The 19251-nt window shown below is 59.9% G+C and carries 17 protein-coding genes; 8 read left to right on the plus strand and 9 right to left on the minus strand.

What is annotated here, in order from left to right; all coding sequences use genetic code 11:
* Positions 1-69 precede the first annotated feature (69 nt).
* Together crtD and crtC are read left to right on the plus strand one after the other, a co-directional pair.
* Positions 70-1578 carry a 1-hydroxycarotenoid 3,4-desaturase CrtD gene (gene crtD / locus ACU0FH_RS03015; RefSeq protein ID WP_446193303.1) on the plus strand — a complete coding sequence of 503 codons (1509 nt, stop codon included), beginning with the start codon at positions 70-72 and terminating at the stop codon, positions 1576-1578.
* 71 nt (positions 1579-1649) lie between these two features.
* A complete protein-coding gene (crtC, locus tag ACU0FH_RS03020) occupies positions 1650-2489 on the plus strand; it encodes a carotenoid 1,2-hydratase (RefSeq protein ID WP_446193304.1) in 840 nt (279 codons plus the stop codon).
* Here crtC and tspO read toward each other — a convergent pair.
* The 3 genes from tspO to ACU0FH_RS03035 are packed head-to-tail and all read right to left on the minus strand — an operon-like array spanning position 2482 to position 5554.
* Positions 2482-2961, minus strand: a complete 480-nt coding sequence (gene tspO, locus ACU0FH_RS03025) for a tryptophan-rich sensory protein TspO (protein ID WP_446193305.1) — start codon at positions 2959-2961, stop codon at positions 2482-2484. The two genes, crtC and tspO, sit on opposite strands and share 8 nt — an antisense overlap.
* A gap of 5 nt (positions 2962-2966) precedes the next feature.
* A complete protein-coding gene (gene crtB, locus ACU0FH_RS03030) occupies positions 2967-4007 on the minus strand; it encodes a 15-cis-phytoene synthase (RefSeq protein ID WP_446193306.1) in 1041 nt (346 codons plus the stop codon).
* Positions 4004-5554: a phytoene desaturase gene (locus ACU0FH_RS03035; protein ID WP_446193307.1), complete on the minus strand. Its 1551-nt coding sequence runs from the start codon at positions 5552-5554 to the stop codon at positions 4004-4006. The genes crtB and ACU0FH_RS03035 overlap by 4 nt, the downstream gene beginning before the upstream one ends.
* A 116-nt stretch (positions 5555-5670) precedes the next feature.
* Between ACU0FH_RS03035 and crtA the strand changes: the two genes are divergently transcribed.
* From crtA to bchO, 4 genes are read left to right on the plus strand one after another with little or no spacing between them, the layout of a single operon-like run.
* A complete protein-coding gene (crtA, locus tag ACU0FH_RS03040) occupies positions 5671-6366 on the plus strand; it encodes a spheroidene monooxygenase (RefSeq protein WP_446193308.1) in 696 nt (231 codons plus the stop codon).
* On the plus strand, positions 6366-7370 hold the full coding sequence (gene bchI / locus ACU0FH_RS03045; protein WP_446193331.1) for a magnesium chelatase ATPase subunit I: 1005 nt from the start codon (positions 6366-6368) through the stop codon (positions 7368-7370). Before crtA ends, bchI begins: the two co-directional genes overlap by 1 nt.
* Positions 7371-7375: 5 nt before the next feature.
* Complete coding sequence (locus ACU0FH_RS03050; RefSeq protein WP_446193332.1) at positions 7376-9049, plus strand: magnesium chelatase subunit D; 1674 nt, start codon at positions 7376-7378, stop codon at positions 9047-9049.
* Between the two features lies 1 nt (position 9050).
* Positions 9051-9926 carry an alpha/beta fold hydrolase BchO gene (gene bchO, locus ACU0FH_RS03055; protein WP_446193309.1) on the plus strand — a complete coding sequence of 292 codons (876 nt, stop codon included), beginning with the start codon at positions 9051-9053 and terminating at the stop codon, positions 9924-9926.
* 52 nt (positions 9927-9978) lie between these two features.
* Here bchO and ACU0FH_RS03060 read toward each other — a convergent pair whose 3' ends face one another.
* From ACU0FH_RS03060 to ACU0FH_RS03085, 6 genes are read right to left on the minus strand one after another with little or no spacing between them, the layout of a single operon-like run.
* The gene (locus ACU0FH_RS03060; protein WP_446193310.1) at positions 9979-10788 is read right to left on the minus strand and encodes an enoyl-CoA hydratase/isomerase family protein; all 810 of its coding nucleotides are present in this window, start codon (positions 10786-10788) and stop codon (positions 9979-9981) included.
* Positions 10785-12614: an AMP-binding protein gene (locus ACU0FH_RS03065; RefSeq protein WP_446193311.1), complete on the minus strand. Its 1830-nt coding sequence runs from the start codon at positions 12612-12614 to the stop codon at positions 10785-10787. The genes ACU0FH_RS03060 and ACU0FH_RS03065 overlap by 4 nt, the downstream gene beginning before the upstream one ends.
* Positions 12611-13108, minus strand: coding sequence for a MarR family winged helix-turn-helix transcriptional regulator (locus ACU0FH_RS03070; protein ID WP_446193312.1), 498 nt, complete (start codon positions 13106-13108; stop codon positions 12611-12613). The genes ACU0FH_RS03065 and ACU0FH_RS03070 overlap by 4 nt, the downstream gene beginning before the upstream one ends.
* A 1-nt stretch (position 13109) precedes the next feature.
* Positions 13110-14402 carry a TRAP transporter large permease gene (locus ACU0FH_RS03075; protein WP_238372587.1) on the minus strand — a complete coding sequence of 431 codons (1293 nt, stop codon included), beginning with the start codon at positions 14400-14402 and terminating at the stop codon, positions 13110-13112.
* Positions 14399-14947: a TRAP transporter small permease gene (locus tag ACU0FH_RS03080; RefSeq protein WP_446193313.1), complete on the minus strand. Its 549-nt coding sequence runs from the start codon at positions 14945-14947 to the stop codon at positions 14399-14401. Before ACU0FH_RS03080 ends, ACU0FH_RS03075 begins: the two co-directional genes overlap by 4 nt.
* 59 nt (positions 14948-15006) lie before the next feature.
* The gene (locus ACU0FH_RS03085) at positions 15007-16026 is read right to left on the minus strand and encodes a TRAP transporter substrate-binding protein (protein ID WP_446193314.1); all 1020 of its coding nucleotides are present in this window, start codon (positions 16024-16026) and stop codon (positions 15007-15009) included.
* 220 nt (positions 16027-16246) lie between these two features.
* On the opposite strand from ACU0FH_RS03085, the gene ACU0FH_RS03090 reads away from it, so the two are divergent.
* Both ACU0FH_RS03090 and ACU0FH_RS03095 read left to right on the plus strand, forming a co-directional pair.
* Complete coding sequence (locus tag ACU0FH_RS03090) at positions 16247-17944, plus strand: dihydroxy-acid dehydratase (RefSeq protein WP_446193315.1); 1698 nt, start codon at positions 16247-16249, stop codon at positions 17942-17944.
* A 128-nt stretch (positions 17945-18072) separates the two neighbouring features.
* Entirely contained in the window at positions 18073-19242 is a 1170-nt protein-coding gene (locus ACU0FH_RS03095) for an acyl-CoA dehydrogenase family protein (RefSeq protein WP_446193316.1), read from the plus strand.
* Positions 19243-19251: the final 9 nt, after the last annotated feature.

Consider the following 19251-nt stretch of genomic DNA (forward strand, 5'->3'; position numbering starts at 1 on the left):
TAGTCAAGTATTGACACTTGAGTGTAAATAATACTGGACACATGTGCGTAACGAGTCAACTCTTCTTTAATGGAGCTGTCGCATTCTCAGTTTGCAGGAAATCGTGCTGTGGTCGTTGGCGCGGGTATCGGCGGGTTGGCTACCGCGCTGCGTCTGGTCTCGGTCGGTGCCGATGTTACCCTGTGCGAGCGGCAAAGCGCGCCCGGTGGTAAGATGCGGGTGGTCGATACGCCGGTCGGACCCGTGGATGCCGGGCCGACCGTCCTCACGCTGCGCGGGGTGTTCGACGATCTGTTCCAAGCGGCGAATACGCGGCTGGACGCCCATGTTACCTTGATCCCGCAGGATATGATCGCGCGGCATTTCTGGCCCGATGGGTCCAGCCTTGATCTGTTTTCAGATCAGGCGCGCAGCTATGAGGCCGTGCGTTCCTTTGCAGGCCAGCAAGACGCCGAGGCGTTCAGACGATTTTGTGCCGATGCGCGCCGACTGTTCGCCGCTTTCGACGGACCCGTCATGCAATCTCAGCACCCTTCGTTGACGGGCATATTGAAGCGCACAGTTTCGGATATCGGTCTGGTATCGATCATCTCACCCCTTGCGACGCTGAATCAAAGCTTGGCGCGGCGGTTTTCCGACCCGCGCCTCGTCCAGCTCTTCGGACGCTATGCGACCTATGTCGGCGGTGATCCTTATCGCTCGCCTGCAATCCTGTCCTTGATCTGGCAGGCCGAAGCGTCGGGTGTCTGGGCGGTCGCAGGGGGTATGTACAGGCTGGCCCTTGCAATTACAGAGCTTTGCCAGACCAAGGGCGTCAGGTTCCACTTCAACACGCAGGTGGACCGGATTGAGGCCGGGCCCTCGGGTGTTCGTGCCGTTGTTCTCGAATCCGGGGCGCGCATTGCGACCGATACGGTTGTTTTCAACGGTGACCCCCGGGCCCTCGCCTTGGGTCATCTGGGTGAGGACGCGGGTAGGATAGCCAGGACCATAGTTGACGCGCCCCGCAGCCTGTCGGCTCGCGTCTGGAGCTTTGCCGCGCAGTGTTCTGGGCCGGAGCTGGCGCTGCATAACGTGTTTTTCACAGAGCAGCCAAAGGCGGAATTCGACGCGCTTCGGGATGGTCAAACGCCGAAATCGCCGACGCTTTACGTCTGTGCGCAGGATCGGGCGGGTTCGGACACAAAGGTCGACGGCCACCCGGAACGGTTCGAGATCATTGCCAACGCCCCGCCGCTGACAGTTTCCGAACAGCCAGAACCGGAGTTTGATATATGTCGCAGGATCACTTTCAAGACGCTGGAGCGGTTCGGGATGCGCTTTGCTCCGGAACCGGGAGAAGGGGCACTAACGACGCCAGCGGGGTTCGAGAGACTGTTTCCGGGCAGTGCGGGGTCTCTCTACGGGCAGAGCCCGCATGGCATGATGTCGACGTTTCGACGCCCGCAGGCGCGGACTTCGGTGCGGGGTCTGTATCTGGTGGGGGGCGGAGTGCATCCGGGAGCAGGGGTACCGATGGCGGCGCTCTCCGCCCGGCACGCGGTCGAGGCGATCATGCAGGACCACGCTTTGACCTGATCGTCCCGGCCAACGGATATGCATGGTGGTATGTGGATGGCATCAGCCATGATAAAAGCCGCGCTATTTCCGTGATCGGTTTTATCGGCTCGGTTTTTTCGCCGTGGTATGCCTGGTCGGGGCGTCGCGATCCGGCCGATCATTGCTGCATGAATGTGGCTACCTATGGCCCCGGCGGACGTTTTGCGATGACTGACCGGGGGCGGCAGGCCTTGCGTCAATCCTCGGACACACTTCGCATCGGTCCGTCTTCGATGCGATGGCACAACGGTGTGCTGAGCATCGAACTGGATGAAAAAGGCGCATTGCCAAGGCTTGGCCGGATCAAGGGGCGCGTCACCATAACGCCCTTGGCCGTGACCGGTGTCGAGATGCCACTGACGCCGGATGGTGCCCATATCTGGCGGCCTTTCGGACCATCCGCAAAGATCGATGTCTGTCTGGATGCCGAGGGCTGGCAGTGGCAGGGAGACGGCTATTTCGATGCGAATTTCGGCACGCGGGCGTTGGAACAGGATTTCGACAGCTGGAGTTGGGCGCGGTTTCCGACCAAGGGTGGTGCCGCCTGTTTTTACCAGGCTCAGCGGGTCGATGGCACTTCACTGCGGGCAGGGGTCCGTTTCGATGGTCAGGGCATCGCGCAAGTCATAGAAGTACCCAAAGCGAGGCTTGGCCGTTCGCTTTGGGGGCTGGAGCGGTGGACCTGGTGCGACACGGGCAGCGATCCAGAGCGTGTCATGGGCCTGCTGGATGCGCCATTTTACGATCGGTCCATGGTGCGCACGCGCATCGACGGCAATCTCGTAACCGGTGTGCATGAAACGCTTTATCTGACGCGTTTCCGCTCTCGGGTGATCAAGGCGATGCTTGCCGTGCGGGTGCCGAGGCGGGCCGGGTGGAAGGTTAGCTAGGCGTCTGCGGGTTGCGTGTCTCTTGCGGGTTACGCTGCCAGACCGAAAGGTTCAGGGCACCCGCGGTGGTGACCCATATGAGGTAGGGTACGAACAGGAGCCCGGCTATGGTATCGATCTGGAACAGGGCGATCATCGTGGCAGCCACTGCAATCCACAAACAGGAAAGCACCAGCATGCCTTCACGGATGCGGTGCAAACCAAAAAACACCGGCGTCCAGAGGCAGTTCAGGGCAATCTGCAGGGCCCAGAATGCCATGGCAAGACTATTGTCCGGCAACAAGGATGCGCGCGCGCCCGCGACCGCCATGAAAATGTAGAGCGTTGTCCAGACGACTGGGAACGCCCAGTCTGGCGGCGTCCAGGATGGTTTGTCGAGGCTTTGATACCACGCGCCGGGTTTGAACGCGGCACCGGTTGCGCCCGCGCCCATGCAGGCTGCCAGAAAGACAATGAACAAAATCCAGAACATGAGGGTTACTTAAACCGGGCGGCGGATTCGACAAATGCGTTTTTGCGAGAGTTGTCGGCATGTGCCAGCTGGGTAAAGGCGGTGCAGAGCGTATCGCTCCATGAATGTGTCTTAACTGACGGTTCCGCTGCTGCATCGACCAGAAAGGCAGTCTCTGGCAGTGGCTTGGCGTAAAGGATGGATGATTGCGGCGTGGCAACGCTTGCAAGACTCCGTGCCGCGGAAAGACCGAGCCAGCCGATCTTTTGCGCGATGCCCGTGCGGGCGCGACGGGTGATCGCGTCATATCCATTGGCGCGGATGCGCCCACCAATACCGGCGTAGATGTATCGCGCCGAAAAGATGCCGGCCCGGCAATCGAAGGGCAGGGCGCTGATGCCCGCTTCGGATCGGGCATAAAGTGTATCCGCGTGGTCCAGCAGGCGCCGAACGAGGGGCGTTGTCCGGTCGCTTGGATGCGGGTCGAACAGAAAGTTTTCGGGGTCAATGTCCAGCTCGTGCAACCAGTCGAGAGGCAGATAAAGGCGGTTTTCACGCGCATCCTCGCCGACGTCCCGCGCGATATTCGTAAACTGCATCGCGACACCAAGATCGCAGGCGCGGGCCAGAGCATCGCGGTCCCGAACCTGCATCAAAACGCACATCATGGCCCCGACCGATGCAGCAACCCGGGCGGCATAGCCGCTTAGTTCGGATAGGGTCGTGTACCGTCGTCCCATCGCATCCCAGGACAGACCTTCGAGCAAGGCCTCGGGCAAGGCGCGCGGCATTGCGTAATCTTCGACAATGGCGGCAAAGGCCCGGTCAGCCGCGAGATTGCGGGGCCGACCCTCGTAGACAAATTCGAGCCGTTCGCGCAGGGACTGGACAGCCGCCGATTTTTCCAGTTGCAGATCGACCTGATCGTCGGCCAAACGACAAAAGGCGTAAAGCGCCAACACCGGGTCGCGCACCCGTGCGGGCAAAAGGCTCGAAGCGGCATGGAAAGACCGGGATCCGTGGCGGATTGCATCGCGGCAGTGGTCGATATCGCTGGGGTCTATCATTTAACACCTGCCATGGATGCATCGGGGACAAGTTTCGACAGTACTTCGGCGCTTGAAATGACGCCGGGGAGTCCGGCGCCGGGATGGGTGCCGGCGCCGACAAGGTAGAGGCCCTTTGCCTCTTCGCTGACGTTGTGAGGACGGAACCATGCGCTTTGCAGGATACGCGGCTCGATGGAAAAACCGGCGCCGTAGGGGCTCAGGTATCTGTCGCGAAAGGTTTCAGGGGTAAAGACTTTTGAGGCGCTCAGGTATTTGCCAAGACCGGGTAGCAATTGTTCCTCGAGCACGTTTTGGACGCGGTCGCGATATATCTCCGCTATGCTTGACCAGTCGACGGGGTCTTCATGTCCCAGATGGGGCACCGGGCTGAGTGCGTAGAATGTATCGGCCCCGTCAGGGGCGACGCCAGAATCGGTGACGCTTGGCCGGTGAACATAGAGGCTCATGTCATCGGCTAGTTTGCCGCGCACAAAGATGTCGTGTACCAGCGACTGAAAGCGCGGGCCGTTCAGGATCGTATGGTGACCGACGTCTGGCCAGAGGTCCCGCGTGCCACGCGTGCCAAAATACCAGACGAATAGACCCATGCTCCAGCGGGATTTGGCGATCCGGATATTTGTCCAGCGCGACCTTTTGTGATGTCGCAGCAAGTGGCGATAGGTGTGACCCGGGTCTGCGTTGGAGACCACGATATCGGCATTGACCATCCTGCCGTTCTTTAGCCGAACACCAATGGTCTTGTGGTTCTGCGTGATGATTTCATCCACCTCCGCATCCATATGCACCCGCCCCCCTTGTTCCTCGATTACCCTGACCATCGCCTTGGCAATCGCTTCAACGCCGCCAATCGCGTAATGGACGCCAAAAGTCTTTTCCAGATGGCTGACCAGCGTATAGATCGATGTCACATTGAACGGGTCCCCGCCGATGAAGAGGGGATGAAAGCTGAACGCCATCCGCAGTCTTGGGTCGCGGAAGCATCTGGCGACGTGAGCATAAACAGACCGGTCAGCGCGAAGGCGGACGAAGACAGGCAAGGCACGCAGTAGATCGCTGAGCTTGTGCATTGACTGACGGCCGAGCACTTCGAATCCATAGGTGTATCGGGCGGCGCTTTCGCACAGGAAGCGGTCATAGCCCGCCACGTCATTCGGCGAGAGGCGGGCGATTTGTCGGCGCATCGCTTGGGTGTCCTGACTTACCGGTAAACGGCTGCCGTCGGGCCATCTGATTTCGTAGAATGTCTCGAGCGGCCGCAACTCGACATCCGCGTTGAAATCGCGGCCGCAGGTTTTCCATAATTCTTCGAACAGGTGCGGAGCAGTCACGATTGTCGGTCCAAGGTCAAACCGATGCCCGTTCTCGACCAATGCCGAACCACGCCCGCCCGGGCCATCAAGCCGGTCGAAAACGCTCACCCGGTAGCCTTTCGCTCCCAGCCGCATGGCCGAGGCAAGCCCGCCCAAACCTGCGCCGATGACCACCGCATGGGGCCGGTCAGCAAAATTTGCCAAGTCGTGGAGAGAGGGTTCGAACCGCGTCATGATAGAATCACACTAGGAGCGTCTAATTTGATTTACAATCTTTACGAAATTTCTTTCCAAACTGCCAGCGTTGTGTCAGAAATAATTGACACTTGGGAGGAAGGACCATTCAAGTCGTGACACTCAGCTTCTTTAGGTTTGACTGCCGCTCGGCAAAAGTCTGGGCGCTGTGGATGATGGGCGCTGCGCGAATTCCCCTGTCTCGAATCGCCGGGCTACAATTCTGGAAGCTTTGCGGCTCGGGAACGGATGAAGGGTTTACGCCCGTGCCCAATACGTCGGTCTATGCCATTCTATGCGTCTGGCATGATCGCCCCGCGGCCCAACAAGGGCTGGCCCAGCCGGTCTTTTGCCGGTTTCATCGGCGCGCTGCGGATCATTGGACCGTGTTTCTTTCTCCCGTGTCGGTGCGAGGGCAATGGTCTGGCACAAAACCTTTTTGTGCAAGCGCCCCGAAACAGCTTGAAGGTCCGATTGCGGTTTTGACGCGGGCCACCATAAGGCCATCAATTGCGCTCAGGTTCTGGCGGCGTGTTCCCGGTATCAGCGCGGTTATAGGTGAAAATCGCGACGTCCTGTTCAAGATCGGTATCGGCGAGGTGCCGCTATTGCACCAAGTCACCTTTTCGATCTGGCCGGACCTTTCCAGCATGGTAGCGTTTGCAAGGGCGGACGGTCCGCATGCAAGGGCGATCAACGCGGTCCGGGAAAACAACTGGTTCCGCGAAGAACTTTACGCGCGTTTTTCCGTCATCGATGAATGCGGTGCCTGGGGCGGGGGCAGCCCCCTGAGCAGAAAGGCGGCCGCATGATGGGACGCGCGTTTCCCTTTTCCGCGATTGTCGGGCAGGAGCAGATGAAACTCGCGATGATCCTAACGGCAATCGACCCGCGCCTAGGCGGAGTTTTGGTTTTTGGTGACCGGGGCACCGGTAAATCGACTGCCGTGCGCGCCCTCGCCGCCCTGCTCCCAAGGATTACGGTCGTGCGTGGGTGCCCCGTCAATGCGGCGTCCCCGGCGGATTGCCCCCCGTGGGCCAAGATTTGCTGCACCGAGACCGAAGAGCGCCAGACACCGGTCGTTGACCTGCCGCTTGGCGTGACCGAGGATCGCGTGACAGGTGCGCTTGATATTGAACGCGCGCTGACGCAGGGCGAAAAAGCATTTCAACCGGGGCTGCTGGCACAGGCGAACCGGGGCTATCTGTATATCGACGAAGTCAATTTGCTTGAGGATCACATTGTCGATCTGCTGCTTGACGTGGCCCAGTCGGGCGAGAACGTGGTCGAGCGGGATGGTCTTTCGATCCGGCACCCGGCGCGCTTTGTCCTGATCGGGTCCGGCAACCCCGAAGAAGGCGAATTGCGGCCCCAGCTTCTGGACCGGTTCGGGCTTTTGGTTGAGGTTGGCTCGCCTGACAGTATCGATGAGCGGGTCGAAGTGGTTGAACGGCGGGAAGCATTCGAAACAAACCCCGAGAAGTTTGCGAAAAAATGGGAAAAGCGGGAGCGGGAGGTCCGCGACCGCATCATTGCCGCGAGAGAGCAATTGGGAGCCATTCGAAAGCCCAAGGCAGTGCTGCGGGACTGCGCTGCGCTTTGCATGAAACTTGGCTCGGATGGATTGCGTGGTGAGTTGACCCTGCTGAGGGCAGGGCGTGCGCTGGCCGCCTATCAGAACGCCAAGACGCTGAACCGGGACCATCTGCGCGCGGTCGCCGGCCTCGCGTTGAGCCACCGGTTGCGCCGCGATCCAATGGACGAGGCGGGGTCGACGGCGCGTGTCTCGCGTGCAGTGGAGGAGGTCTTGCGTTGAATGGCGTGGTAGCGACGGACAGCATGGAACACGCCCCGTGGGACCGTGCCTGTCTTGCGCTTCACCTGCTATGCATCGATCCCATCGGGCTTGGCGGGATCACCGTGCGTGCAAGGGCAGGACCCGCGCGGGAGGCGTTTATATCTCTTTTGGATCGACTTGCCATGCGCCGGATCAGTTTACACCCGCAGACTGGCGATGATGTCCTGTTCGGCGGTATCGACGTGGCGCGGACGCTGGCTGCGGGTAAACTCGCGGATAATCCGGGTCTCTTATCGCAACGCGGAGTGGTCATAGTTCCCATGGCGGAGCGTTGCAGCGCTGATTTCGCCGCGCGGCTTGCCCTTAGCCAAGACGGTGGAATGCACTGCCTGATCCTGCTCGACGAAGGAGCCGAGCCGGAGGAAGCTGTACCGACTGTCCTGAGCGAAAGGCTGGCTTTCCATATCGATCTTGGTGGTATCGCCTTTTCGGAAGCGGCTTGGCCCGGTGAACCCGATCTGCGAGCGGCACGTGATCGGTACAGGGGCGTCTTTTCCGCGCCCGGCGATAAACGGCGGTTGGTCGAACTCGCGGCCTGTTTTGGTATCCACAGCTTGCGTGCTCCTGTGCTCGCCCTGCGGGTTGCACGGGCGCATGCTGCGCTGTCAGGGCAATCCAGCGTGGAAGAGACCGACATGAGGATCGCCGCCGAACTGGTCTATCCGCACCGTGCGACGATTGCTCCGCAACGAGATGATCAGGAGCAGACCGCGCCTCCTGAGGAATCGGAAGCACGGGCGGAAAACGGCAATGTGGATTCCGCTCAGATCCCTGATGACCTGATCGTCGCGGCAGTCAAAACCATGCTGCCCGAGCATCTGCTAGATTCGTCTCAGGGCAAGGTACGAGGGGTAGGGCCGTCGGGGACGGGCGCGGGTCTGCGCAAGACTGGCAACCGTCGGGGGCGTCCACTGCCGGCCCGGCCGGGTCGTATCGACGGGCGCAACCGTATCGATCTTTTGGCAACTCTAAAGGCCGCCGCCCCGTGGCAGGTGTTGCGTGGCACGGGAATGGCACAGCGTCGCAAGGTTGTCTTTTACCCGTCCGATCTTCGCCAGAAGCGCTTTGAAGAGCATAGCGACCGGGTTCTGATCTTTGTCGTGGATGCTTCTGGCTCGACCGCCGTGACCCGGCTTGCCGAAGCGAAGGGCGCGGTGGAACTGCTTTTGGCGCAATCCTATGCCCGGCGCGATCAGGTGGCCTTGATCGGCTTTCGCGGCACTTCGGCCGAACTATTGCTGTCGCCCACACGCTCGCTCGTTCAGGCAAAACGCTGTCTTGCAGCGATGCCCGGTGGTGGCGGCACGCCGCTTGCGAACGGGTTGCATGCCTCTGCGGAACTAGCCATGCAAGAGAGGCGGAAAGGTCTGACCTCGATGGTCGTACTCTTGACGGACGGTCGGACGAACGTTGCGCTGAACGGGGCGGCAGATCGGGCCGCAGCCTATGACGATGCGATGAAGACCGCGGCCTGGTTGCGGGGTCAGATCGCGGACGGTGTTGTTCTGGATGCGGCGAACCGGCCGGGCGCACAGTTGCAATCAATCGCGCAAGCCATGGGTGCAAAATACATCCCCTTGCCGCGCGCCGATGCGCAACAGATGAGTGCTGCCATTCGCGCAACAGGTCTTGGTTAGGATGGACTGGGAACGGGACTTGCCCTCGTGGCCGCTATCCGAGTTTTCGCGGCAGGTCACGGTGAGACCGCACCGCTGGCATGTTCAGGAGGTTGGCGAAGGGGACACAGTACTGCTCCTTCACGGCGCGGGGGCATCGACGCATACATGGCGTGACGTGATACCGCTGCTGGCCGTCGGTCATCGCGTCGTGGCTGTGGATATGCCGGGGCAGGGGTTTACCCGGGTCGGAAGCCGCAGCCGGTTTGGACTTGAGCAAACCTCGGAAGATCTGGAGTCGCTTTGTCGGCACTGCGCGTGGCAGCCGGTTGCAATCGTTGGCCATTCGGCGGGGGCGGCTGTCGCATTACGTCTCGCGGATCGGCTGTCGGATAAAGGACACGAAGCGCCGAAGGTGATCGGGATCAATCCGGCGCTCAGCCGGTTCAACGGGCTGGCAGGTCTGCTATATCCGCTAATAGCCAAGGCGCTTGCCGCCACACCATTGACTGCGATGGCCTTTACCCTTGGCGGAGGTCGGCTGGAGCGCGCGCGAACGCTCATCGAAAATACTGGTTCTCATCTGAATGAAGAGGGCATCGCATTGTACGCGAGGCTTATCGGGGATCGGGATCATGTTGACGCGACGTTGAACATGATGGCGCATTGGTCCCTCGACAAGTTGCTGATTGATCTGCCGGGCTTGCCCCTGGACTGCTTGTTCATAAATGGCGCCGGGGACAAAGCTGTTCCGCCAGAGCATTCGACGGGGCTGGCAAAGAGAATGGGCAATACACATGTGGTGACGCTGACCGGCCTTGGTCATCTGGCCCATGAAGAAGCATCCACCGAGGTTTCAAAGATCGTTCTGGATTTTGTTTCCTGTGCGACCGTCTGAGTTGGTTCTTTCCGCTCAACACAGGCGTGGGATCGGCTGGGCGAGAGGTTACTTACTTTCCTCGAAAAACCGGCGGGCGGCGTTCCATGAACGCGCGAGGACCTTCCCGGGCGTCTTCGGTCGCCATGACCCTGTTCATGCTCTCCGTTTCGATCCGATAGCCCTCATCCAGGGGTCGACCGGTGCTTTCGGAGATCGTGCGCTTGATTTCGGCAATGGCTACCGGCCCGTTGGCGGCGATACGTTCGGCAATTGCCATGGCGGTTTGCATGACCTCTTCCTGGGCCACGACATGGTTGATCAGTCCGAGGTCATGCAACCGTTCAACGCCGATCTGGTCACCAGTGAGAAGGACTTCCATCGCGACGGCATGAGGAAGCTGGCGCGGCAACCTCACGAGTGCGCCGGCGAAGGGGATGAGCGCATGACGCGCTTCGGGCAGGCCAAAGCGCGCGCGCTCGGTCGCGATGCGAATATCGGTGGCAAGCATCAGTTCGAAACCGCCAGCGAGACAATGACCGTTGATCGCGGAGATGACCGGTTTGACGCTGTGTGCCCCCTTGAAGTTGGACCGGAACAGGATTTCCCGGTCTGTTGCGAGACGGCGGTCCCAGTCGGTTTCCGGACTGCGAGCACCGGTCAAAAGAGGAAGAGTGAGAGCAAGATCGCCACCGGAGCAGAAGCTGCCGTCTCCTGCACCGGTGATGACGGCGACGCGCAGATCGGGGTCTGCTTTGAAATCGTCGAAGGCATCGGCAAGGCGGCAGATCATTTCCGGCGTCAGCGCATTGTGACGGTCTGGTCGGTTCAGCGTGATGACAGCGATGGGACCGTTTTTGTCGTAGAGGAGCGGCGAGGTCATGATTTATCCGCGGCCAGGGAAAGACTGATAGGCATACCGGAGAGCGCGTTCTTGAGTTCTTCGACCCGGGCCTCGGGCGCTTTCACCGATGTCTGCAGGTTTTCGTCCACCGCGATCATGATGTCGTCTGACTCAATACCAATCCGTTCCGCGGCGGATTGAATGGCCCATACGATGGCTTTGCGGCGCAGGTCTGGCTTGAAGATCTTGCCAACGGGCGTGAGAGGCAATGAAGCCTCGATACCGATCCGTTTGGGAAGGGCGACGGGGTCGTCAATGCGATTGCGCAGGAAATCGATCAGGGCATTCTCATCAAGGGTCGCGCCGCCGCGTAAAGTCACGAAGGCGACGGGTAATTCCCCAGCATAAGCATCGGGCATGCCGACGGCGGCCGCGTTTTCGACATCGGGATGGGCAAGCAGGGCGTCCTCGATCATCTGCGGGTCAATGTTATGAGCGCCGCGTATGATGATATCCTTCTTGCGACCGGTTACATAAAGGCGACCCTCCGCGTCGAGCTTGCCCAGATCGCCGCTGACGAGCCAGCCGCCGGACAGAAAAGTGCCCGCGTTGCGAGCCGGGTCCGAATAACCGGAGGACACGTTCGGTCCTTTGAGCGCAATGATCCCGGTTTCGCCAGTTGGCATCCGCTTTTCCGGGTCGAGATCGCCTTCGGTTTCCGCGAAGATTGCGACTTCGGAAAAGGGCATACGCAGCCCGCAGGAAAGTGGCGTTCTGGGCGCATGAACGGGTTCGACGGCAATGGCTCCGGCGCATTCTGTCATGCCAAGGATGTTACGCACGCCCTTGCCGGTTTTTCTTTCGGTTGCGTCGGCGAGTTCCGTGGGCAGCGGTGAGCCCCCCGTTAGGAACCACCGCAACGAGGATATGTCGGCGTTGATCTCGACACTGTTCAGAGCGGCCAGCACGGTTGGAACGGCGCCGATGATAGTGATCCCATGCCGTTCCACCTGCTGCCAGATGGTCCGTACAAAGGCCTGGTTCCGCATGCCGAGGCGGCCGGGAATAAGGAGCGTACCGCCTGCCGACAAAGTAGATAACCCGTAGACGAAAGCGCCGGCGACGTGGAATAGGGGAAACCCATTCACTACGACATCGTTTTCATTCAGATCGTGGAGCAGGGCACAGGACTGTCCAACGTGTGCTTCGTTGCCGCGGGAATGGCAGACAAGTTTCGGCGCACCGGTGGTGCCGCCCGTGTGATAATAGGCGGCGAGGGCGTTTTCGTCCCCTTCGGGTTCGATGTCGGCGCCACTGTCTTCAGCAAGCATATCCTCGAACAGACCGTCAGCGCCGGGGCAGGGGCCATCGCTGTCACAGGCAAGGATCGGCAGGGTGACGCCTTCGGCGCGTAGCGCGGGAACGAGCGCCGTCCAGTAATCGATTTCAGCATTAACGCCAGTGATGACGACCGCTGCCGCATCCCCGGCCTTGAGCAGGGCGGCGATATGGGAGGGCTTCAACATCGGGTTGATCGGGCAAGCGTGGCCTGCGATCTGCGCGCCCCAGAGCGCGATCTGCGCCGAGGGTGTGTGCTGCGTCAGCAGGGCGACGGATTTTCCTGGTACGACGCCGATTTCGCGAAACATTCGCGCGGCGGCCTGACATTTTTGAGCGAGCTGCTCATACGTCAGAAGCGTATCCTTGTCAGGATCGTCGGCGTCGTTCAGATAGCGGATGGCGGTACGGTCAGGCCAGGTTGCGGCGCTGTGACGAAGGATGTCCCAAGGTGTTTGGTTGGGAAAAACAGCGTCGAGGCCTTGCGCCTCGAGCTTTTCGAGATCGGTTGAACTTGCGATCTTCATGCTTCCGGGCCTCCCTTGGTGTCGACGAGATAGGAACGGAGATTGGCGTCGATACGGGCCAGGTCCCGTAAGAGCCGGGTCTTCTCGTTAGTTGAAAAGCCCGAGGTCATCATGGATTCGTGCCGGCAGACTTCGGTGTCGAGTGCGGCGAGGTCTTGTTCGCCCTGATCTGTGAGGAAGAGCCGTTTTACTCTGCGGTCATGGCTTGTTACGCGGCGCTCGAGCCAGCCTTCCTTGTTCAGCGTGTCGATGATCGGCACAAGGCTCGACCGGTCGAGATAGATCGCTTCGGCCAGCCGCATCTGGTGGATGCCGGGATTGGCCTGAACGAGCTTGAGGACACCGTAATATCGCGGGGCCGATCCGAATCCGCTGACCTGTTTCTCAAAGCTCTTGTAGGCGGCAATCTGAATGAGCCGGAGCCTGTAGGAGACGCTTTCGTAAAGCGCTGGCGGCTCGACCAAATCGGTGTTGTCGCGCATGACCCGAGCCATGTCACTGCATCCCCATCGGCAGGAACAGCACGATGGCCGGGAAGGCGATCAGCAACAGAAGGCGTAGCACATCGACGGCGACGAATGGCAGTACGCCCTTGAAGATCGCGGGCAGGGAAACACCGGGTGTGATCGAGTTGATCACGAAGACGTTCATGCCCACCGGTGGCGTGATGAGGCCAAGTTCTACCGTCATCACGATGATGACCCCGAACCAGATCGGATCAAAGCCAAGCTCGGTGATGACGGGAAATACGATCGGTACCATCAGGATGATCATCGCCATCGCATCGAGAAAACAACCCATGACAAGGAACATGAGGAGGATCAGGAGCAGAGTGCCGTACCGTCCCGCACCAAGATCGATCAGGAATTGCGTCAGTTCCTGCGGCACTTGGGTTATCGCAAGGAAATAGCCAAAGAGCGTGGCACCGATCAGAACGACGTAGATTGCGACAGAGGTGCGCATGGCTTCAACAAGGCTGTCCAGCAGCCCGGTCATAGAGAGTTTGCCGCGCGAAATGCCGATGATCGCCGTGAGGAATGCGCCGGCGGCCGCTGCTTCGGTCGCGGTCACGATTCCGAAATAGATCGAAACGATCACGGCGACAAATAGCAGACCAACGGCCCAGACGCCCTTTAATGACCGCATCGCTTCGGCAAAGCTGAATCGGTCTCCGGCGGGCAGGCTGTCACCGTACCATACACGCACCGTCAGCATGTACATCAAGACGGCTAGGATGCCCGGCACGATACCGGCGATGAACAACAACCCGATATCCTGTTCGGTAATGAACCCGTAGACCGCCAGAACGACCGAAGGCGGGATGAGAATGCCAAGGGTCCCGCCGGCCGCAATGATGCCGGTCGATGCTTCGTCGGAATAACCCGCGCGTTTCATTTCGGGATAGGCGATCTTGGTCATGGTCGCGGCAGTTGCAACCGAGGAACCGCAGATCGCAGCGAAACCGGCGCAGGCACCGACCGAGGCTAGCCCGAGGCCGCCTTTCAGCCCGCCAAGCCACGCGCGCCCGGAGCGGAACAGTTCGGATGACATGCCGGAATTGGTGGCCAGAACCCCCATCAGGACAAAGAACGGGATCAGGGTCAGGTTGAAGTCTGTGATGGTGCTGATCGGCGATTGAGCGAGGAGGTTCAGGGCTGGACCCATGCCGACGACGGCACCGAAACCGAAAATGCCCACAAGCCCCATCGCGACGCCGATCGGGACCCGAAGCAGCATGAGCATAAACAGCGCGACAAAGCCTGCGCCAGCGACGAATTCATTACTCATGACTTCTTGATATCCTCCAAGAGGTGCTCGTCGATGCCATCGTATTCGCCAAGGTCACGCCCTTCGCGGGCAATAAGCCAGAGACGGATGGCGGTCGTGAAAACTGCGGCAAGAATGCCGAGCCAGATTCCCAGAAAGAAAGGCCAGTGGGCCAGACGCAGCTCCATCGTGGCATCGCCACCGGACATGGCGGCCTGCACCCGTTCCCAGATCTTCCAGACAAGCAGCAGCGTGAAGCCAAGCAGAACGGACCAGGCAAAGAAATTCACGGCATTGCGCAGCTTGTGGGGCAGCGAATGAGCCAGCAGGTCCACCTTGATATGGGTGCCGTGATAGCCAAGACTCGCCAGTCCCCAAGAAATGGCAACGCCCAGAACCAGACGCGAAACGTCGAAGGTGTCCGCGATGGGGCTGGCAAAAAGGTAGCGGCCGATGGACGAGGCGACAATCAGGACGGTTACGAGGCCAAGTACGATACCTGCGATCCGTTCTATGATCAGGATTGCGCCGCTGAGCGAGCGGCCACCGTTCTGTGGCTGGGACATTTGGGTATCTCGCCTGAATTGCGCACTGGCGCGGGTCTGCGCCAGTGCGTCAGGATTGCTTAGTAGCGGGCGTCATTCGCTTCGAGCGACTGGGTGTAGCCTTCGAGGATGGCATCCGCGTCACCGCCCTTGGCTTCGACTGCTGCGCGCCATTCGTCGACCAGCGGCGCCGCCGCGTCGCGCCATGCCGCGACTTCTTCTTCGGTCGGCGTGTTCAGCGTCTGCTCGGGGTCGGCAATCAGTTTGTCGCGGGCGGCCATATCGTCATCGAACCAGCCTTGGGCAACTTTGGACGACCATTCCGGTGTGCAGTGATCGTCGATGACCGCCTTGTTTTCATCAGACAGCGAGTCATAGCTGTTCTTGTTCATGATCATGACCTGTGCCGAAAGGTAGAACGGCATATCAAGGTGTTCCGGGACTTCGTCGGTCAGCTTGAAGTCATACATCGAGCCCCATGGGAAGGTCACGGCCTCGGCCGTTCCGCGGGACAGTGCTTCACGTACCTCGGGCGCAGGAACCTGAACCGGTCCGCCACCAAGAAGGCTGACAAAACGGGCCATCGTCGCATGCGCAGGACGGATGTTTTTGCCTTTTATCCCTTCGGGAGCCGTGATTTTTTCCTTGGAGTGCAAGGTGCCGGGGGCGTGGGGATGGATGAAGCAGACCTTTACGTCACCCATTTCCTGCTCTGCACCGTATTCCATGTACCATTCATGGATCGCCTTGGCGCCTTTAACCGAGTCATCGGCCATGAAGGGGACTTCGGTCAGCGAATAGATCGGGAAGCGGCCAGCGGTGTAACCCGGGTTGACCCAGGCGAGATCCACGATGCCTTGCTTGGCCATGTCGTAGTGATCGGGGGCCTTGCCCAATTGCTGCGCCGGGAAAATCTGGATAGAGATCCGACCGTCTGAGGCGGCTTCGACATCCTTCGCCCATGGCTCGATGCCTTTGGACGCGGGCGAAATGCTTGCGGGAATCCAGTGCGACAGTCGCAGGGTGACCTCCTGAGCCATCGCCGTGGCCGGAACAGCAAGGAGCAAAGTCGCGCCAAGCGCGATTTTAAAAGTTTTCATGATATCCTCCCATAGGAGCTCCGGGATGAATCTCCGGCGCTCTGAAAATGATGGATATCAAACATTATTCACGGATCAACCGATTTTTTGAGGTAAACGATTTTTTGATCATGGCTTTACGGCGCTGAATAGCACTTTGGCATGCCATTTCTTTCATTTGGGGAGGGGTTGAAGCGGTCGAAGAAACAACGTTCTATCCGCCGAAATCAGGAGGAGCCCCATGCGTCGTTTTCCAACCATCTACAATACTCTCATGCGATCCAATTCTCGGGCTTTCCTACGCGGTCTGGGACTGAGCGAAGAGGAAATCGAGCGCCCGCATGTCGCGGTCATCCATACCGGCGGTGAGATGAGTCCTTGCAACGTCACGCTGCCCGCGCAGGTGACGCAGATCAAGACCGGGATCTATGGGGCTGGCGGCTTTGCCCATGAAACGCCCGTTGTATCGGTTTCCGACGGGTTGACCATGGCGCATCCGGGAATGCGTTTTTCGCTTATTTCGCGAGAACTTATCGCGGATTCAGTAGAGGCGACGATGCGGGCGCATTGCTTTGACGGCATGATCGGGCTGGGCGCCTGCGACAAGAATCTTCCAGGCCTGATGATGGGGATGCTGCGGGTCAATGCACCGGGGGTTTTCCTCTTCGGCGGGGCTACTCTTCCCGGTCGGGTGAACCGTGGAGAAGTGACAGTTCTGGATGCCTTCGAGGGGATCGGTAAAATGATCGCCGGCGAGCAGACCCGTGAGGAACTGGCAGAGTTCGTCGAGCACAGTATCCCTACTGGCGGCGCTTGCGCCGGACAATTCACGGCCAACACGATGGGCATGGTTTCCGAAGCGATTGGCCTGTCCCCCTTGGGGCTTTCAATGGTGCCTTCTGTGTATTCGGCGCGGAACCCCTACCTGCGCGACGCCGGTCGACTGGTGATGCAGGTCATCGAGGGCAAGGCGCCGCTGCCGCGTGAAATCGTGACGCGTGCGGCGCTTGAAAATGCCTGTGCGCTTGTCGCGGCGACCGGAGGGTCGACAAACGCCGCGCTGCACATTCCGGCAATGGCGCATGAGGCGGGAATCGATTTCGACATTGACGCCGTCGCCGAGGTTTTTGCCCGCACGCCGCTGATCGGTAACCTGTCTCCGGGCGGCAAGTACTTGGCCCGAGACGTCTACGAGATCGGAGGCGCGCCGGTCATCCTTGCAGAATTGCTTCGCGGCGGCTTCATCGACGGTTCCGCCCTGACGGTTAGCGGCCAGACGCTGGCCGAGGGGTTGGCGACCGTCGGGGTTGCGGATGGAGAGATCGTCCGCCCGGTTTCCGATCCGATTGCCAAGAGCGGCGGTGTGACAGTGCTGAAGGGCAATCTTTGTCCGGATGGTGCACTGGTCAAGGTTGCGGGTCTAAAAGAGTTGGTTTTCAGGGGACCGGCCCGCGTTTTTGACGGCGAGACTGCGTGTCAGAAAGCGGTCGAGGAACGCGAATACAAGACGGGCGATGTGATCATCGTGCGCGGTGAAGGGCCCAAAGGCTCGCCGGGTATGAAGGAGATGCTGGGCATTACCGCCCTGCTTTATGGGCAGGGTATGGGAGGACAGGTTGCCCTTGTGACGGACGGACGTTTTTCCGGTGCGTCGCGCGGTTTCTGCATTGGTTACGCAAGTCCTGAAGCAGCTGTCGGCGGCCCGATCGCTTTGGTCCGTGATGGCGACATGATCGAAATAGACGCGAGGGCCGGGGTTTCGTCCATCACTCTCGACGTACCGGAGGATGAGCTTGCTTCGCGGCGCGCGTCGCTGAAACTTGCCGACCCGGCCCGTCATGGCGGTCTGCTTGAGAAATATGCTGCGGTGGTACGAGGTGCCAACAAGGGGGCGGTGACGCATTCCGGTGCGGTCGATACAAGCGGCGACCTGATCTGACTGTCCTGTAGGGGCTTGTTCCGGAACCTTTGGTTCCGGCAGCCAAGGCGCGTTTCAGCTAGTTAAGACAAGCGCGGAATGCGCTTCGCATGGCATGCTGCCGGTCAACTACGCCGCCGGGAGCATCGATGTACGACAATTCAACCGCCGACCGCTATTTCACCGAAGAGCATCAGGCGTTCCGTCAAAGTCTTCGCAGCTTTGTTGCACGCGAGATGACACCGCATGTTGAGGAGTGGGAAACTGCGGGTCGATTGCCGCGCGAGCTTTTCCGCAAGGCGGGCGAAGTGGGGATCCAGGGTGTCCTTTTTCCCGAAGAAGTCGGCGGATCGAACGGCGATTTCTTCATGCAAGTGGTGGTGACCGAAGAAATGTCGCGTTGTGGTGCGGGCGGTGTCTGTGCATCGCTTGGCTCTCATTCCATCGGGATTCCACCTGTCGTGAAATATGGAAGCGAGGAGCTGCGCAGGACATTCGCGATCCCTGTCATCCGTGGCGAAAAGATTGCCGCGCTTGCCGTGACCGAACCGGGTGGAGGGTCGGATGTGGCGGCACTCAGGACAACGGCGATCCGAGACGGGGACGAATTCGTGGTGAACGGAGAGAAGACATTCATCACGTCGGGGATGCAGGCCGATGTTTTTACCGTCGCGGTGCGGACCGACCCGGATGCACGCGGTGCCGGGGGCATTTCCTTTTTGCTCGTGCCGGGCGACACGCCGGGATTGCAGCGGCATGAGCTGAAAAAGATGGGCTGGTGGGCATCCGACACCGCACAGCTTAGTTTCTCGGACTGCCGTGTGCCCGCTTCTTACCTGGTCGGAGAAGAGGGCAAAGGCTTCAAGGCCGCAATGATGAATTTTAACAGCGAGAGGCTGATCATCGCGGTGATGGCCTATTCGATGGCGCAGCTCTGCTACGAAGAGGCACTGGCATGGGCGCAGCAGCGGCCAGCCTTCGGATCTACGCTCTCGGAACATCAGGTGATCCGTCACAAGCTTGTTGATATGGCCGCTCGGATCGACGCTGCCCGGTGCCTGACTTACGACGTTATCTGGCGCCACATGCATGGCCTTGATCCGTTGAACCTTCATGTGGCGCGGACCAGCATGGCCAAGGTCATTGCCACCGACGCGATGAAGTTCTGCGCAGATGAGGCGGTTCAGATTCTTGGGGGCATGGGGTTCATGCGCGGTACGGTGTCGGAACGGATCTATCGTGAGGTGAAAGTCCTTACCATCGGTGGTGGCACCGATGAGGTCATGCGAAATCTTGCGGCTTCGCAATTGGGTATCTGAAAGACGGAA

The organism is Heliomarina sp. (assembly GCF_052826185.1).

Excerpts from the sequence above, each read along its gene's own strand:
- ACU0FH_RS03070 (WP_446193312.1), bottom strand. The coding sequence starts at position 13,108 with ATGGCTCGGGTCATGCGCGACAACACCGATTTGGTCGAGCCGCCAGCG.
- ACU0FH_RS03080 (WP_446193313.1), bottom strand. The coding sequence starts at position 14,947 with ATGTCCCAGCCACAGAACGGTGGCCGCTCGCTCAGCGGCGCAATCCTG.
- bchI (WP_446193331.1), top strand. The coding sequence starts at position 6,366 with ATGGGACGCGCGTTTCCCTTTTCCGCGATTGTCGGGCAGGAGCAGATG.
- ACU0FH_RS03065 (WP_446193311.1), bottom strand. The coding sequence starts at position 12,614 with ATGAAGATCGCAAGTTCAACCGATCTCGAAAAGCTCGAGGCGCAAGGC.
- crtD (WP_446193303.1), top strand. The coding sequence starts at position 70 with ATGGAGCTGTCGCATTCTCAGTTTGCAGGAAATCGTGCTGTGGTCGTT.
- ACU0FH_RS03075 (WP_238372587.1), bottom strand. The coding sequence starts at position 14,402 with ATGAGTAATGAATTCGTCGCTGGCGCAGGCTTTGTCGCGCTGTTTATG.
- ACU0FH_RS03090 (WP_446193315.1), top strand. The coding sequence starts at position 16,247 with ATGCGTCGTTTTCCAACCATCTACAATACTCTCATGCGATCCAATTCT.
- crtB (WP_446193306.1), bottom strand. The coding sequence starts at position 4,007 with ATGATAGACCCCAGCGATATCGACCACTGCCGCGATGCAATCCGCCAC.
- bchO (WP_446193309.1), top strand. The coding sequence starts at position 9,051 with ATGGACTGGGAACGGGACTTGCCCTCGTGGCCGCTATCCGAGTTTTCG.
- ACU0FH_RS03035 (WP_446193307.1), bottom strand. The coding sequence starts at position 5,554 with ATGACGCGGTTCGAACCCTCTCTCCACGACTTGGCAAATTTTGCTGAC.
- ACU0FH_RS03095 (WP_446193316.1), top strand. The coding sequence starts at position 18,073 with ATGTACGACAATTCAACCGCCGACCGCTATTTCACCGAAGAGCATCAG.
- ACU0FH_RS03060 (WP_446193310.1), bottom strand. The coding sequence starts at position 10,788 with ATGACCTCGCCGCTCCTCTACGACAAAAACGGTCCCATCGCTGTCATC.
- tspO (WP_446193305.1), bottom strand. The coding sequence starts at position 2,961 with ATGTTCTGGATTTTGTTCATTGTCTTTCTGGCAGCCTGCATGGGCGCG.
- ACU0FH_RS03085 (WP_446193314.1), bottom strand. The coding sequence starts at position 16,026 with ATGAAAACTTTTAAAATCGCGCTTGGCGCGACTTTGCTCCTTGCTGTT.